Annotated in this window: 10 protein-coding genes; 3 read left to right on the top strand and 7 right to left on the bottom strand. The window is 46.1% G+C overall.

The genetic code is table 11. The annotated features are described in order from the left end of the window. Window positions 1-459: 459 nt before the first annotated feature. The 4 genes from CLV60_RS32105 to CLV60_RS32120 all read right to left on the bottom strand — a co-directional run bounded on the left by CLV60_RS32105 (window position 460) and on the right by CLV60_RS32120 (window position 7,590). Window positions 460-2,241 (bottom strand): RagB/SusD family nutrient uptake outer membrane protein, encoded by a 1,782-nt coding sequence (locus CLV60_RS32105; protein WP_106599500.1) that lies wholly within the window; start codon window positions 2,239-2,241, stop codon window positions 460-462. Between the two features lie 18 nt (window positions 2,242-2,259). After that, window positions 2,260-5,595, bottom strand: a complete 3,336-nt coding sequence (locus CLV60_RS32110) for a TonB-dependent receptor (protein WP_170118924.1) — start codon at window positions 5,593-5,595, stop codon at window positions 2,260-2,262. Window positions 5,596-5,760: 165 nt separating this feature from the next. Next, entirely contained in the window at window positions 5,761-6,915 is a 1,155-nt protein-coding gene (locus CLV60_RS32115; protein ID WP_106599502.1) for a FecR family protein, read from the bottom strand. Between the two features lie 87 nt (window positions 6,916-7,002). Beyond that, a complete protein-coding gene (locus CLV60_RS32120) occupies window positions 7,003-7,590 on the bottom strand; it encodes an RNA polymerase sigma factor (protein ID WP_106599503.1) in 588 nt (195 codons plus the stop codon). A gap of 1,163 nt (window positions 7,591-8,753) precedes the next feature. Here CLV60_RS32120 and CLV60_RS34530 point away from each other — a divergent pair. After that, window positions 8,754-8,951, top strand: a complete 198-nt coding sequence (locus CLV60_RS34530; RefSeq protein ID WP_211302309.1) for a trehalose-phosphatase — start codon at window positions 8,754-8,756, stop codon at window positions 8,949-8,951. Between the two features lie 119 nt (window positions 8,952-9,070). Here the strand turns inward: CLV60_RS34530 and CLV60_RS32140 are convergent, their stop codons facing one another. Both CLV60_RS32140 and CLV60_RS32145 read right to left on the bottom strand, forming a co-directional pair. Next, window positions 9,071-9,832 carry a LytR/AlgR family response regulator transcription factor gene (locus CLV60_RS32140; RefSeq protein ID WP_106599506.1) on the bottom strand — a complete coding sequence of 254 codons (762 nt, stop codon included), beginning with the start codon at window positions 9,830-9,832 and terminating at the stop codon, window positions 9,071-9,073. Window position 9,833: 1 nt separating this feature from the next. Beyond that, entirely contained in the window at window positions 9,834-11,801 is a 1,968-nt protein-coding gene (locus CLV60_RS32145) for a histidine kinase (RefSeq protein WP_106599507.1), read from the bottom strand. A 195-nt stretch (window positions 11,802-11,996) separates the two neighbouring features. Between CLV60_RS32145 and CLV60_RS32150 the strand changes: the two genes are divergently transcribed. Both CLV60_RS32150 and CLV60_RS32155 read left to right on the top strand, forming a co-directional pair. Next, complete coding sequence (locus CLV60_RS32150) at window positions 11,997-13,283, top strand: OmpA family protein (RefSeq protein WP_106599508.1); 1,287 nt, start codon at window positions 11,997-11,999, stop codon at window positions 13,281-13,283. 12 nt (window positions 13,284-13,295) lie between these two features. Further along, window positions 13,296-14,048, top strand: a complete 753-nt coding sequence (locus CLV60_RS32155) for a hypothetical protein (RefSeq protein ID WP_106599509.1) — start codon at window positions 13,296-13,298, stop codon at window positions 14,046-14,048. Here CLV60_RS32155 and CLV60_RS32160 read toward each other — a convergent pair. Then, window positions 14,025-15,485 carry an alanine/glycine:cation symporter family protein gene (locus tag CLV60_RS32160; protein WP_106599510.1) on the bottom strand — a complete coding sequence of 487 codons (1,461 nt, stop codon included), beginning with the start codon at window positions 15,483-15,485 and terminating at the stop codon, window positions 14,025-14,027. The genes CLV60_RS32155 and CLV60_RS32160 overlap by 24 nt on opposite strands. Between the last annotated feature and the right edge of the window lie 165 nt (window positions 15,486-15,650).

Raw genomic sequence — 15,650 nt, forward strand, 5'->3', positions numbered from 1 at the left:
AGTGATGTCAAGCCACTTTCAGGTGGCGTACTTTGCCCAGGAATTTTTGGCGACCTTTGCTCAGGAACACTGGCGTACTTTCGCAGGAATATCTAGTCAAGTTCGTCAATCCTGATATCTGACGCTTTGTGTTTATAGCGAAGAAACTCTTGTAAATTTTTAAGTGCCGTCACATACACAAGTGTACCGAGAATATTACCTAACAAAAAACCTCCCGAGGAAATCGGAAGGTTGGGAAGTGCTGTCGGCCAGTCTTTGAAAACAGCTATTCAATCATGTAGTGCACCCTACGGTACAAAAGTCGAACCATTTACTGGATGATTTGAGGAAGCTGGCGGCGTTGTTTAACAACCAATAAGTCTCCAAGGATATCGGACGATTAGATAGTAAATCTTAACGTCACGAATCAAAATGCCCAACCTCCGTTAATTTGGTGTTGGGGATTTTGATTTAAGGTAACTACCAGCCGGGATTCTGGATCAGATTTTTATTTCTGTCTATCTCCGATTGAGGCAACGGAAAAAAGTAATAAGCTTTTTTGAAAATACGGGTTTCAAAAACCTTTCTTTGATAGAATTCCGGATCATTTACACTTTTTCCTCCATCCACATTCATACCATAAAACGGACCGGCGTCAGTCTGCTCAGCAATTTTCCAACGACGCGTATCAAAGTACCGTTGATTTTCGAAGGCAAGTTCAACCTGGCGTTCATTTCGGATCTCTTCTCTCATTTGAGCCTGCGTAAGTCCGGTGGCCAGTTTGGGAATGCCTGCTCTTTCCCTGATTAGATTTACATATTTTGCAATGTCAGGGTTTGAGGGCTCGATTTCATTCAATGCTTCCGCATAATTTAGATAAAACTCCCCCAACCTGAACATAACCAAAGGGCGGCGAGAATAGCGGTTGATACGCGGATTGGAATTCGGATCCACATTCTTGCGAACCAGATAGCCCGTGGCCGAATGATCATAGGAACCAGCCTTGCCCGTATTGCCGGTATTGAACATCTCCACTACTTTGATACCATCAGATGTATTCATCCATTGACTACCATTGTAAACCACCGATACATAGAATCTTGGCTCCCGCTTTGTCCACATGTTGTATGTACCTGCTTTGGTGTATTTGTCATCTGCCGTTGAAAATCCGTCCTCAACATATCCGGATCCCGCTTCCTTAATGTTTTTACCGTTAGCCATATGGTAGGCATCTACCATATTTTGCGTCACCCCGATACCGCTCCATCCTCCTCCAAAACGAGGAGCCGCATGTCGTTCCCAATCCTGCAGGCCGTTGTCAACTCTGGCAAATATGATTTCACTGTTCCAAGGTGTAAGCAAGACATTTTGACAAGATAAATAAGGATCAAAAACCCCGGACTCATTATTTTGCTTGAAGAGCGTAAAACGATTCAGGTCTATAATTGCCCTTGAAGCGTCAGCAGCCAGCTTCCATTTTGTAGCATCGTACTGCTGACTTATCAACTGTTTTCCATCAATATTCTTCATACCGGCCAGTTCCGTGTTACCATTATACAACGGGCTGGCAGCGCACAAAAGTAACCTTGCCTTCACTGCGTTGGTAAAAGTTTTTGTTACCCTGCCATACTCACGATCCTGTCCATACCATTCAGGCAAATCATTTGCTGCTTTATCCAACTCCGAAACAATAAAGCTAACACACTCATCGAATGAACTTCTTGCAATCTGTAAGTCGTCCAAAGGCTGATCAGGAGGAATAACTTCGTCACTATTCAAAATCACTATCGGACCGTATTGCCGCAGCAAACAAAAATAATAGTAAGCCCTTAATGCTCTGGCTTCCGCTGTATATTGTGTAATCAACTGCTTACCCTCCGGCAAGCGGAGAATTTCTGCATTTTCTCCCACCCGCTGCATGAAATAGGTTGCAGTGCGTATTCCCTGATAATAATGAGTCCAGAAATTAAAGAAATTAGAGGTAGCATCCCAACTGCCGATATTCGCAAAATAGGTGTTATAACCACTTCGTGCCCAAGTCATATCAGCTTCGTCAGACATACCTGTCCATGGGTTATTTCCCCACTGATTTGCTTCGTCCCTTACATAGGAGTATGCACCGTACAGATAACGCTCAGTTTCAGTACGGCGCTGAAAAACCTGGTCAATTGATAGTCTATCGTCGGGGACCTGGTTAAGGAAATCTTCGCTACAAGAAGAAAACCATGTTACAAACATCAGACTGTATATTATTTTTTTCATCTTAGATCTCTTTTAATGTCAGAAATTGAAATCGATACCCACATTGTAGCTTACGAGGTTAGGATATCCAGCCCCTCTTCCATCACCTAACTCAACATCCCACAATTTGAATTTGCTGAACGTCATCACATTATATCCAAGCAAGTAAATTCTCGAATTTTTCACGCCTATTGCTTTAAACCATTTTGACGGAAATTTGTAAGCCAATTCCAGGTTTTTCAGTCTCAAATAACGACCGTTTTGTACCCAGCGAGAGCTTGTTCTATAATTCATATTCTCGTCTCCAAAAGTGAGTCGGGGATAAAAAGCATCGGGGTTTGGATTTTCAGGTGTCCACCTGTCGGTAATTTCAGACAGAAGATTACCGCGGTTACCACCTTGCTGAAAAGGAACGAATCCTTCTCCGCTTAACAGAATATCCACATTACCGATGCCTTGGAAAAAGCCAGCAAGAGAGAAATTTTTATAACCCAATGTTAGTCCAAATCCGTAGACAATTTCGGGAATTGAACCAAATCCGATCGGCATCTCATCGAATGCATCTATCTTCCCATCGCCGTTGATATCCTTGAATTTAACGTCGCCGGGCAATACCTTCCCTACCTGTGTGGCATGCGCTTTAATCTCATCTTCCGTCTCAAACAGTCCGTCCGCAATAAGACCGAATCGCTGACCTATCTTCTGGCCTTTACGTTCCAGCCACGGGTACTTCCATGGTGGCAGGTCGTCCTGAATCACCTTGTTTTTTGCGTAGGTAAATGTGCCTCTCAATCCAAAATCCACTTTACCGATTCGCTTGTTATACTCAATCGTGCCGTCGAATCCTTTATTTTCTGTCACTCCTAAATTCCCATAGGGGTTATTTCTCAAACCTAGCGTGGCTGGCAATGACGACCTCCGAAGAAATATACCATCTCTATGCTCTTTGAAGTAATCCAATTGCAGATACAATGCATTATTCAACATGCGTAAGTCTAAGCCAAAATTTGTTTTGGTTGAAACCTCCCAGGTCACACTTGCTGCGTATTCAGCGATATCCAAACCGTCCAATTTATCATCATAGGCTTTACCAAACGTATACGAGCTGTTATTATTCACCGTAGAAATAAAGCCAAATCGCCTTGTATTGTCGGGATCGATATTGCTGTTTCCCGACTGTCCGTGAGAGAACCTGAATTTGAAGAGCTGGAATGCGTTAGCAAGCGGTTTAAAAAACTTCTCCTCAGAAGCCACCCATCCAAACCCTATTGAAGGGAAGAATCCATATCTTCTGGAAGGCTCAAAATTCTCGGATCCATTGTAACCGAAATTGAATTCCATCAGATACCTGTCTGCGAAGGAATAGGTACCGCGACCCGCTATACCTCTGTTTCGGAACGGAAGAGATAGAATAAAATCGTCTGCGAAGCCTGGCACCTTGTCTGTCTGATTATAAAGCAACATCAGGCCCAATCCGTGCTTCTCCCAATTTTTGTTATAATTCAGAGAACTTTCCGTGTAGAATTGCCGGTCACCGCTATTAGTTCTGGAATAACCCAAGTATTCGCTTCCAATTCTCGTCTGATTGTAAACGAGATCCCCTGCCTCATTTCTTCCTGTCGCCAGCCAGTTATCGGAAGTTTTTGTCCGCCGGAGTGTATGCTGATTATAGGCGTCAAACGAAAACATGGATGTAAAACTCAATCCTTTCAGCCAGAACCCTAAATCCTGATTAACCCGGATGTTGGACAAAAGCTGATTGCGCCATTCAGTTACATATCCGGATTGCGTCAGTTGATCGTAAGGATTCTGGACGGAAGAACCGGCTTGAAGACCTGCAATTTTTCCAACAGGATATTTGACCGGGTAAATGACCGGTGGTGCCTGCATGGCTGACCCGAATATGTCATTGGTACCTGTTCCCGGAAAATTACCATTCATGACATACCCCTGTATCCCCAGACTCAGCTTTGTAGTTTTAGTCAGATTCAGGTTTACATTGGAGGTGAAATTATACCTGTCTGTTTTGATAGCCGAGTTGTAGCTGGACAATCCATCGGTTTTAAACAAGCCCGCCTCGCTGAAATAGGATGTTGAGATATAGTAGTCGGCATTCTCAGAGCCTCCGGTGATGTTGAAATTCACCCGGCTGTTCTTGCCATATTTTTTAAAAATTTCATCAAACCAATTGACATTCGGATACAGATAGGGATCTTCACCGCTCCTGGTTTTATCGATTGCATCCTGTGAATAGGAAACCGGATTCCCTCTGGTAGACTTGGCTTCGTTAACCATCTCCATATACGTTGCACCATCAACAAACTTGGGCAGCTTTGTAAAAGAGGTTACACCCTGACTCAAACCGACATTGATTTGCGGCCGGCCTGCCTTTCCTTTTTTTGTGTTGATAAGAATGACTCCATTGGCGCCCCTGACACCATACACCGCAGTCGCGGATGCATCTTTCAATATTGAAAAACTCTCGATATCCTCAGGATTGATATTGGCGAAATCACGTTGGACACCGTCAACCAATACGAGCGGACTTGTACCGGTAAAAGTTGAAACGCCGCGAACCCAAAGGGATGCGTTGTCGTATCCGGGCTCCCCGCTTCGCTGGACGGAAATAACACCGGAAATGCGTCCAGCCAGTACCGTCGTCAAGTTGCGGACGGGCTGCTTCAAATCTGCAACGGAGATCGTGGACTGGGCACCGATCGTTGTGATTTTTCTTTGCGTCCCAAAACCAACTACGACCACTTCCTCCAATCCCGCCGCATCTTCGGCCAGTTCTATTTCGTAGGAAGTTTTATCCCCTACGATTTCCTCCTTGCCCAGATAACCGATGAATGAAAAAACCAGAATTTCCCCTTTCTCCGCATTGAGTTTAAATACCCCATTCGCATCTGTTGTCGTCCCTTTCGTCGATCCTTTGATCGTTATTGTAGCGCCAGCCAGTGCAGTTCCTTTTTGATCTCTGACTACGCCTGTGATCTCAAAAAGCAGGATGCTTTTTTGTTCAACCAACCCGGTCTTCTCCGGCAAGACTCGGAACTTTTCCTTTTCAGGTTCTCTTTCGACAATCGATATTTGTCTGCCGTTTACTTTGTAATCCAGCCGACTGCCTTTTAATGCCTGGTCAAGTGCCGTGGTCACTTCCACATTCTCCATATCCAGATTTACTTTCAGCTCACCAGCCTTATTGAGAAGATTATCCTTGTAAAAAATTCTGTAATCGGTGTCTTTCTGAATTTTGTTAAAAAGAGTTGTTAAATCGCCATTTTTTATTTTGACGCTTATCTTTCCTTTTTGGGAATATCCGGTAGCGTGCACACCCATCATTCCGATCCATAACAGCAACACTGTCAGCTTCATAAATCTGAGTAATTTTTGTGGGTAGAATTCTCCCAAAGGGCAATACCCTGACTGGTCAAATTTTTTCATAAATTTGAATGGACATTTGTTGAACACAATTGTTTAAAAATCACTTGCTTGCCTGCAAGTGCATTCTAACGGGAGACGTAGCCGCGTCTTCCGTTTTTATTCGGATGGTGTATCTTTCTTTTCGAATATGAACCTCCTTTCTGATTTGTGATATTTCAATGATGTAGCGTCCGCCAGGCCGATGACCATCTGGTCTATATCCTCATGAAGGTCCAGAGAGCCTGAAAATGTTTCCATTCCAACTTCCTCATCCTGAATGGTGAAATCGTATTTGTAGTAGCGGGATAATTTCTTGAAGACCTCGTTCAACGTTTGATGACGGGCGATCAGGTACCCGTCTTTCCAGGAGATATATTCGTCGACATTCACTTTGTCAATTTGCGCCCGTTTGGAAATTCCGTCATAAACAGCGCGGGTACCAGGCACCATCTTAGATCTTTGGCCACCCCAGAATGAATCCTTTTGAGTAAGTAATTCTATGCTTCCTTTCGCCAATACGGCGGATACCTTTTGATCATCTCCGTAAGAGCTGACGTCAAACTCTGTCCCTAATACCTTGATGTCCATGCGGTCGGTCTGAACATAAAACGGGCGATCGGTATCATGAGCTACCGCAAAATAGGCCTGACCATCCAGGTATACCGCGCGTTTTCCTTCTGCAAATTCAGATGGGTATACAAGTCGGGAGCCGGAGTTGAGCCAGATCTTTGTTCCGTCAGACAATGTAATTCTAGATCTCTTCCCGTAAGGAACAACCAGTGTGTTCAAACCGTCTTTTTGCGCAGGATTTACATTTTTTTCGACACCGGATGAGTCGATTCTGATCAGGTCATTTTGATATACAACATCAGAATTCTCACCCTTTAAATGAATGGTTCTGGAATCTGCCAGCATGAGACGAGTTTCTGTGGATTCGATAGATACCGATGATGCGGCTTGTTTCATCACATCACTATCCGGACGTTTCAATAGCTTATACCCCACTCCTGCTAACGAAATTAGGGTAACGACGGCAGCTACGCGATACCAGCTTGCAAGCCTGAAAAGCCTTTTCCTGGTATCCGCTTTCGGTATCTGAGCATACCCTATTATTCGGTTCCAGATCCGGTCTTTTTCGCCTTCAGGTAGTTTTTCCTGGGGAACCGATTCGAACAGCATTCTCGTATTATCCGCAATTACGCGTTCCGGACCTGTCAGATCGGGATCATTTTCTAGATGATTTTGTAAGGAGCCGTAATCTTCCTCTTCCATGGAAACTAAAATTTACTGAAAGAGAAACAAGACTGCGAAATATAGACTTCTAAAATGATTTTTTTTAACAAAAAGAATATGTTGATTTTATAAAGCCCATAAAATCAACAATATAGTACTTATTTCAAGCTTACCGCGAAGTTCCTTAATCGCACGATACACAAAGGTTCTGCAAGTGGGGACCGAGATTTGCATCATAGAAGCTATCTCTTCGTAATCCAGATTGTGTGTAAATTTCAGGTAAAGTATCTCCTTCTGTCTTTCGGGAAGCTTGTTGATTTCCACTGCCAGGGCTTGCAGCATTTCGCGCTGTCTTTCATCACTGACTGTATCCTGTTCAGCGCTGAACGAAAACCCGGATACCACCTTGTCGTCCAGATCCCATTCGTTCAGACTAAAAATGGCAGCCTTCTTACTCGCCGTGTGTAATTTTCTTTTAAAACTTTTCAGAAGGTAGAAGCGCACATTCACATCCTTAGCCAGTTCGTCTCTGTAGTGAAGAAGATCAATGAAAAGATCCTGAATACAATCCTTCACCATATCCTTGTCTGATGTGTAACGCAGTCCAAATGCATACAACAGATCTGCATATTTATCGTATAGCCGGCCGAATGCGGTCTGGCTTCCGGAGGTAAAAAGCTCCCACAGTTCGATATCAGATTTGTCTACAATCATTCGACCAGAGCTGCTCTTAGGCAATTATTCTTTGTCAGGTTCAAAAAAAGAATGCCATGTACAGGATGGCATAGGGAGATTTTCGTTTTCAGCAAATCAAATTCCGCCGAAGGTATACATTAAACCTGAATAACTATCATTTATACATTACTTGCCCTTTTTGACATGTGCATGGTAAAACTGCTGCTATCAGAGGGAGCACAGAAAACACCGGCTAGCCTCTCTGTCGAAGGCGTATTCACTGCTTGACCTTCCGGGAATTGCCACTGTCATGACTGTGAGATCAGTTGAACCGGCTGACGTTTTACTGCGCATCTGTCGGCTTCCGCGCATTTGCTAAATCAGAAAGAATTGATTGTCGCGAATTAAGGTCAGCAGGGTCGCCCGACGGTCATCCTCTTCACCTGATTTCCAGTTTCGAAACAGCGAACTTTTATTTATCGCCAAGATCTGCTGTTTACGTATTGCCCGAGGAATAACTTTTCTTGACAAATCGCACTATTGAAAAATCGCAAACGGATTTTGAGCCGCAAAGACAAACTGCAAGCGCCAACAATCCAAGCAATTTATAATGTAGATCATTATTTAATTTAATGATCGTATCACCTGGATTACCGGATCTGACTTCATTTCCGTCACCCAAATATCCTCTTGATGTTGCTGACAGGCGAACGCCGTCGGACATCGGAGATCTCCATAAAAAAGCAAGTTAGTTCCCACGTGATCCTTGTCGACCTGGATACCAATCTTCTCCTGAATCCAGCTCTGTAACCAGGAGAACAACAGTATATATAGCAGCTTACACATTTATCCGAGGCCATTTGAAAGTCCCCACTTTAGTCACCGGTATTGAAAGCTCAATCCGGTGCCGATCTTACCCTTGCCGACTGTTCACTCCTAATCCTTGCTGCCATTACTCCGAATAAGAAAAAGATCATATCCAAAGCTAAGTTGCCGGTACACTTCCAGACCGAATTTGCGGTACCCGGGCAAATTTTTAAGTGTCGATGTCTCAAGGTAGACATCTCGTCCCATCCGCCGGGACTCTGCCAACAACTCTGCCATCATTCCTTTTCCAACACCTTTGTTCTGGTTGTCAGGATTCACGCCAATAAAGCTCCCTTGCCTGGCATTATCGCACGGCCAAAAATCAGGACGAAGCCATGAAACTGGCAAAGAGATTGCTCGAACAATTAGCACAAAGCCCGATCGTCTCAGAACTCGGTCTGCAGACTATCGATGGTAATAAGGTAATCGAGGTAAAAAAGGCAGCCTACAATAAGGGAACTGCTGCGGAACAGTACATTGAAACCGGCGACTATGACTTCGTGCTGGCCATCGGAGACGATACCACTCGATGAAGATATGTTTTTGGCACTGCCTGAATCCAGCTTCACCATCACGGTGGGGGCAGGTCAGACAGCAGCCAGGAGCAGAATTGCTGATCAGGGGCAGGTGGCCGCATTGCTAACAGCCTTGCTTACAGGCGCTGCACATAAGTAAATAGCTCAAAGAGTCGATCTTTGCGCGTTCTTGCCACGGGTAGTTGACTGCCGTCGCCCATCACGATCACACCGCCGTCGTGGCGGATAAATTTTCGAATGTACTGCGGGTTAATCAGGTGCGAGTGGTGGATGCGGATAAAACCGCTGTCTTGCAGAACCTGCTCGACCTCTTTGAGCGTACGGCAGACCAGTAATGGCGCGCCATCGTTGATATGCAGCCAAGTATAGTTACTTTCACTCTCACAACGGATGATGTCGCTGATTTCCAGAAATTCTAATCCGTCTGACGTAGGAACAGCGACCCTAGTGCGGGGTTTTGCAGGGTTAGCAAGATAGTTTTTCAACAATTGCATTTGTTGCGGGAGCACAACTTTCTCACGACGCACGAGCCATTTTTGCAGCGTATCGCCCAATTCCTGGTCATCGACAGGTTTTAAAAGGTAATTTATGGCACTATATGTAAAGGCCTTGATCGCGTACTGATCATAAGCCGTAACGAATATGACGTCAAACTCGGGGCTTGAAACCTTTTCAAGAAGCTCAAAGCCGGTCATGGCAGGCATCTCTACGTCAAGGAAAACCAGGTCTACCTGGTGGCTGGCCAGGTAGCTTACGGCCAGCTTGGCATCGTTAAACTTGCCAACCACCTGCACTGGCAGTCCGGTTGCGGCGAGTTGAATAGCTAAGCTTTCTGTGCAATGAGGTTCATCGTCAATCAATACGACCGAATAAATCATATCACGTGTATTTGTAATTGAACATAACCCGCGTGCCGCTCGGCTCGCGGTCTTCAAAGAGGTCTTCAATCAGCACCTGGATGACCGGATGATATCCCGCATTAAAAAGCTCGATACGTTCACAGGCAATCTTAATACCAAGACTTTGCTTACCGTCAAACTTAGAGGACAGGCTGGAAGCCTTCCGCCCAACCCCGTTGTCTTCAACTATGATCCGGCAGCCGCCCTCTATTTCCTTGATCTCGATGCGAAGCGTCTTCAACTGCCTAGCGCTTGGCACCAGGCCATGCTTGACCGCATTTTCAATATACGGCTGTAAAAGCATGGGAGGGATTAGAATCTGGCTGGTATCGATGGATTCAGGGATTTGCAGGATAAATTCGAATCCCTGGGAAAATCTCAGACTTTCCAACTGCACATAAAGTCGGTTCATCTCAATCTCCTCGCTGAGAGCAATCACATGCTCTCGTGAATTTTGAAGAATATATCTGAGAAGTTTCGAGAAGCGTGTCAGATACAATACTGCCTGATCGTAATCTTTCTTCATGATTTGATAGCGAATCGAATTCAAACTGTTGAAGATAAAATGCGGGTTCATCTGGCTTCTGAGCGCGCGCATTTCCATCTCGGCGATTTGCTTTTGCAGTTCCGATCGCATCTGCGATTGTTTTTGCTTTTCGATTAAGAGGTTTTTTTCCAGGATTTCCTCTGAGCGCTGCCTGACCATATTTTCCAGCCGCTCGTTTTCGCTTTGGGTCATCTGCCGATTCAGTTCCAGCTGGTCAATGTATGCGCTGGTTGCATAGTCGCGTTGCTTTTGCTGTATGCGGATTTTGACTCCCAGAGCGAGTGCAAAACACAGGCATTCTAAAAGAATCCCCGTCTTGAAAAAATTGACCGGGTTTAGTGTGGTTACCCCAAAAAACAAGTGACGGCTTTTAGGATCGACCACCACAGCAAGAAGTCCTCCCAGGAAAAATAAAGAACTTCCCACCACAAAAAACCATTTTACCGGGCTTTGCACCTGCCACACAATGTAAGATAAAAGGATTAGCGCGACTGGAAGGATTACCATTCTCGAAATCAGAAATGCCTTTTGCTGCAAAAGGTAGTCGAATCGAAACAGGTTATAAATTAGCAAACAGCCCCCGCAAACCAGCAATAGATACGTAAACAGGCGTGCAAACCGGCTCAAGGTCAAATAGCGATGGTCAATATCGAGCAATTCGAACGCAAAGGCAATGTAGGCTCCAAAAAACAAATATTGGACCGGCTCTCCGAGCTTATAGGTCAATGGCAGATCCATATAAGCGGCCCTGGCAAGGTAAGAATAAGGCAGCGATTTGACCACCAGGGAATATATACCCGCCCCGAGCAGATACAAACCATAGTAAAGGAAAACCAACTGACGTGTTCTGGCCCAAATCAAAAGGGAAAAAAGCATCGCGAACACCACTGCCCCCAGAAAAAAACCGTTAAACTCTGTCCTGCCGGCAAACTGCCGGTAAGCGCTCAGTGACTGCCCCAGCGTAAACTCACGGCTTTGCAAACTTACATTCTTGACGGAAAATGGCCTTCCACTGGCACTCCAAAGCCGGGCATTTAGCTTCACCTGTTGTCCTGCCTGTATGCGGAGCGGCACAATCGCCGGATCTTCCGGGAAAAGCCAACTGTTCGCGCGAACGTACGGTCCTGTTACGAAAGTAGTATCGGTCGATAAAAAGGCTGCGTGCACCACGACGCTGTCAGCGGAGGGCACTCTTAAATAAACATCTTCGGCACTGTCCAAATCATTAACAATGATCCACCGCAAATTAGCTGTCGTACCCTGCTTGTTCGCACGGGCTTCGGCAATGCTCTCAAGGCGGAGCTCGCCAAATATTTCCACACTGCTAAGCGGGATACGGTCCTGAGCAAATGAGGTAGAGACGGCACATAAAAGGCAGAAAATATAAACGGCGATTCGCATAGGGCTGTTCAACTTAGGTAAAGTTAACTTCTGTTTCAAAAAAATTACCAAGCCACTGAGCAGAACAATCCGCCGAGTTAGTCACTGACTCAGTTGATTGTGCAGATGGCTACAGCAGAATGCCCAGCTGCTCAATAGCTCTTGAATCCACAGGCAAGCGCGACGACCTTTGTGCTGCACTGCTACTTTCATCCTATGAAATATCTGATCATTTCGCTCTTAGTAACAACATGCTTTGTCCCGTTTGGTCAGGCGCAGATTATCGATCCTGCCGGTACTGTTAAAAGGAAGGCAACTGACCGCGCCAACGGCCGCATAGACCAATCGATTGATCAGGGCTTTGACAAAGCGGAGGAAGGCATTGGCAATCTTTTCCGCAAGAAAGAAAAGAATAAAAGCGCTGGCGAGCCGCCCTCACTACCGCCCGAGAAAGAAAAAGCTACCTGGCAAGAAACCGAAAACATCCGTGACGCAAAAGCCCCATTTGCCACCTACTCGAAGTTCGATTTTCTGCCGGGCGAAAAAATTATCGCTATTGAAGATTTCAGCCAGGATGCGATCGGAGACTTCCCTGCAAGGTGGGATACCGACGGCAGCGGAGAGGTTGTCTCACTAAGTGGAAAATCAGGACATTGGCTACGGTTTTCGGGTGAGGGTTCGTTTTATCCTGAGTTTGTCCCGGTGCTTTCTGAAAACACGACCATCGAGTTCGAGCTAGGGACTGATCAGGCCCATCAGGTACTGACAATGGTCCGCTTTGTTGATGTCAAATCGAACGCTAGAATTCTAAACCGCCGGTTTGCCAATCAGGTAACCGTCTCATTAAGCCCACTTGGTAGCACTGACGTTGAGGTGCGCGCAAGCGATGAAAGCCAGGTATTACAAAATCACAGGGAAATCGATCTATGGAAAGTCCCAAACAAACCCTTTGTGAGAATTTCCATATGGCGTCAAAAGCATCGCCTGCGCGTATACATGGACCAAGTCAAAGTTTGGGACATCCCTCGCGCATTTCAGGCTGAGGCTGACTATCGGCTTGTTTTTGAAACAAGTACCTTCTTTGTGGAAAACCGCCAGTTGCTCCTTTCGGATCTAAGGGTCGCCGAAGGTCTGCCTGACATGCGTAGCAAACTATTGACAGAAGGCAAACTGGTCACCACCGGCATTCTGTTTGACACGGGCTCAGAGGTGATCAAGCGTGTCTCTTATGGTGTGCTCGAAGAAATTGCCAAGACACTAAATGACACTCCAACATTGAATGTACGAATCACAGGGCATACAGATAACCAGGGCAACGCGCAAAGCAATCTTACCCTCTCAACCCGAAGGGCAGAAGCCGTCAAAGAGGCCTTAATCAAAACCTGGGGCATTTCTGCCAGCAGATTACTAACCGAAGGAAAGGGTCAAACACTGCCGGTAGCAGATAATCAAAGCTCGGAAGGCCGCGCCAACAACCGGCGCGTTGAATTCACCAAATTATAACGTATATATTCTATGAATTGGCTTTCTCCACCTTTAATCGGATGCTTGTGCATTCTGGCAATTTGTTGCTCTTCGGAAGGCTCTGGTAGGGCTGAACATGCCAGGAACAATGTTAAATCCGGTTCCCCTGCCGGCTGTCTGATTACCTATCAGAATCGTCTTAATCAGCTGCTTACACCTGCCATAGCCGCCGACCTTGCGGGTAAACCCAAGGAACAGGCCCGGCAGAAATACAACCAGGTAATGAAAAATGCCTCGTATCACAGCATGCAATACAGCTGGAAAACCGACAGGCAAAAACAAGTCCAACTCATGGGCCGGACAATGACTGTGCCTGCCGATGCGGTTATCGAGCTTCATGGGCTCAGGACGGTTACGCTGGAAAGTTTCAAGAAGTCACATAGGCCTGCTACTGACGAGCAGCTTGCAGCAGCTAAAAAAGAGATTGATCAGGCTATCGACGGTCAAAGCGATAACCAACAAATCAACGAGCATCTTCAAAAGCTGGATCAAATGCATGTCGATAAACAAACCCAAAAATCTACGGCGTCCGAATTGAGCTCCGTTTTTGCCCAGGCAGCTAAAAGCTACACTGATGTTACTGGCATTGGACAGGCGGCCAGCTGGAATTCCTTCGAAAACCGATTATACATCTTTGAAAAAGGCATAGAGCTGTCGGTAACCGTAGATTTAAGCAGCGACAGTCAGTTCAACCGAAAGAAAGCCATTGAACTTGGGAAATCACTGCTGGCTGCCTGTCGTTAACTCAACCTCTGTCTGCCCTGCCCATTGCCCGGCATTGCTGATTCCAAGCTGAGAGGGTATGAAAACCGGATCTTTCCCGATCCGCTTCTGGCGCTGGTAATCCTTCAAGGCGAGCAGTGCCGGCTTACGCAATAGTAGTATCGCGATGATATTTAGCCAGGCCATCAACCCCACGCCAATATCTCCCAGCGTCCAGGCCAGCTCCGCAGTCTTGACCGAACCGTAAAACGTAGCGCCCAGTATCAAGAGTCTTAAGCCCCAAACGTAGATGGTTTTATTCCGCCCGGAAAGCAGATAGCTCAGGTTGGTTTCCGCAATGTAGTAATAAGCCATGATAGTGGTAAATGCAAAAAAAAGCAGCGCCACAGCCACAAACCCGCCACCCAGCCCTTGGAAATGGACGTTGATAGCCGATTGGGTAAATTCAGCGCCCATTGCCGCACCCGGGATGTTTTCTACCAGCAAACCTCCTGAGGGGTTGGCTACGTTGTACTGGCCAGTGAAAAGTATCATCAGCGCAGTGGCGGTACAAACGAAAAGCGTATCGACATAGACCGAAAACGCTTGCACCAATCCCTGCTTGGCAGGATGAGTCGTTTCTGCGGCAGCGGCGGCATGTGGCGCCGTTCCCTGGCCGGCTTCGTTGGAATAAACACCCCGTTTGATGCCCCATAATACAGCCATACCGAAAACACCGCCAAAGGCTGGTTCTAAATCAAATGCAGACCGAAATATGAGCGCAAACACCGAAGGAATCTGATCAATATTGAGTCCGATGACAATGAGCGCCATCAGAATGTACGCCCCAGCCATGAAGGGCACAACAAACTCAGCAACTTTACCAATTCTCTTTACCCCGCCAAAAATGATTAGAGCAAGTAAGGCCGAAACAAGTGCACCACTCAACTCGACCGGGATCGCAAATGCGGTTGATGCGCTTGTGGCAATACTGTTACTTTGTACGCCAGGCAAAAACAACGCGGTACTAAGTATGGTTGCGAAGGCAAACAAGTTGGCGTACCATTTAACTCCCAAACCTTTCTCAATATAATATGCAGGCCCTCCGCGGTATTGCCCGTCCTGGACCGTCTTGTAAATTTGCCCTAGGGTAGCCTCCACATAGGCGGAGGCGGCGCCAAGGAATGCTATCGCCCACATCCAGAACACAGCGCCTGGACCTCCCATTCCGATGGCTGTTGCCACGCCGGCAATGTTTCCCGTACCAACCCTGCCTGAGATCGCGATCGCGAAAGCCTGAAATGAGGATACTCCGACCTGAGAAGATTTTCCGCCAAAAAGCAGCTTAACCATGTCCTTAATAAAACGTACCTGCAAAAAACGGGTTACGAAAGAGAAGTAGATACCCGTGGCCAGGCACAAACCGATAAGAGCCTTACTCCAGATAAGATCATTGATAGAATTGACAATTTGCTCCATGTTCTTTGGTTGTAATAGGATTGCGTGAAATCAAAAGCGGCTTTCGACAAAAATAGGTCATTGCATTGTAAATAATTGCTGTGCTATCATTCAACTTCACCGGCAGACAGACTATTTGCGACCATGTTTAGTTACGCCCTGGACACAAAATTCCCCGCTCTGTTA

The sequence above is a fragment of the Dyadobacter jiangsuensis genome, assembly GCF_003014695.1.
Taxonomy (GTDB): domain Bacteria; phylum Bacteroidota; class Bacteroidia; order Cytophagales; family Spirosomataceae; genus Dyadobacter; species Dyadobacter jiangsuensis.

What these genes read in the sequence shown, in the direction of transcription:
- CLV60_RS32145 (WP_106599507.1), bottom strand. Translation starts at nt 11,801, where the DNA reads ATGCGAATCGCCGTTTATATTTTCTGCCTTTTATGTGCCGTCTCTACC.
- CLV60_RS32115 (WP_106599502.1), bottom strand. Translation starts at nt 6,915, where the DNA reads ATGGAAGAGGAAGATTACGGCTCCTTACAAAATCATCTAGAAAATGAT.
- CLV60_RS32150 (WP_106599508.1), top strand. Translation starts at nt 11,997, where the DNA reads ATGAAATATCTGATCATTTCGCTCTTAGTAACAACATGCTTTGTCCCG.
- CLV60_RS32160 (WP_106599510.1), bottom strand. Translation starts at nt 15,485, where the DNA reads ATGGAGCAAATTGTCAATTCTATCAATGATCTTATCTGGAGTAAGGCT.
- CLV60_RS32155 (WP_106599509.1), top strand. Translation starts at nt 13,296, where the DNA reads ATGAATTGGCTTTCTCCACCTTTAATCGGATGCTTGTGCATTCTGGCA.
- CLV60_RS32105 (WP_106599500.1), bottom strand. Translation starts at nt 2,241, where the DNA reads ATGAAAAAAATAATATACAGTCTGATGTTTGTAACATGGTTTTCTTCT.
- CLV60_RS32110 (WP_170118924.1), bottom strand. Translation starts at nt 5,595, where the DNA reads ATGAAGCTGACAGTGTTGCTGTTATGGATCGGAATGATGGGTGTGCAC.
- CLV60_RS32120 (WP_106599503.1), bottom strand. Translation starts at nt 7,590, where the DNA reads ATGATTGTAGACAAATCTGATATCGAACTGTGGGAGCTTTTTACCTCC.
- CLV60_RS32140 (WP_106599506.1), bottom strand. Translation starts at nt 9,832, where the DNA reads ATGATTTATTCGGTCGTATTGATTGACGATGAACCTCATTGCACAGAA.
- CLV60_RS34530 (WP_211302309.1), top strand. Translation starts at nt 8,754, where the DNA reads ATGAAACTGGCAAAGAGATTGCTCGAACAATTAGCACAAAGCCCGATC.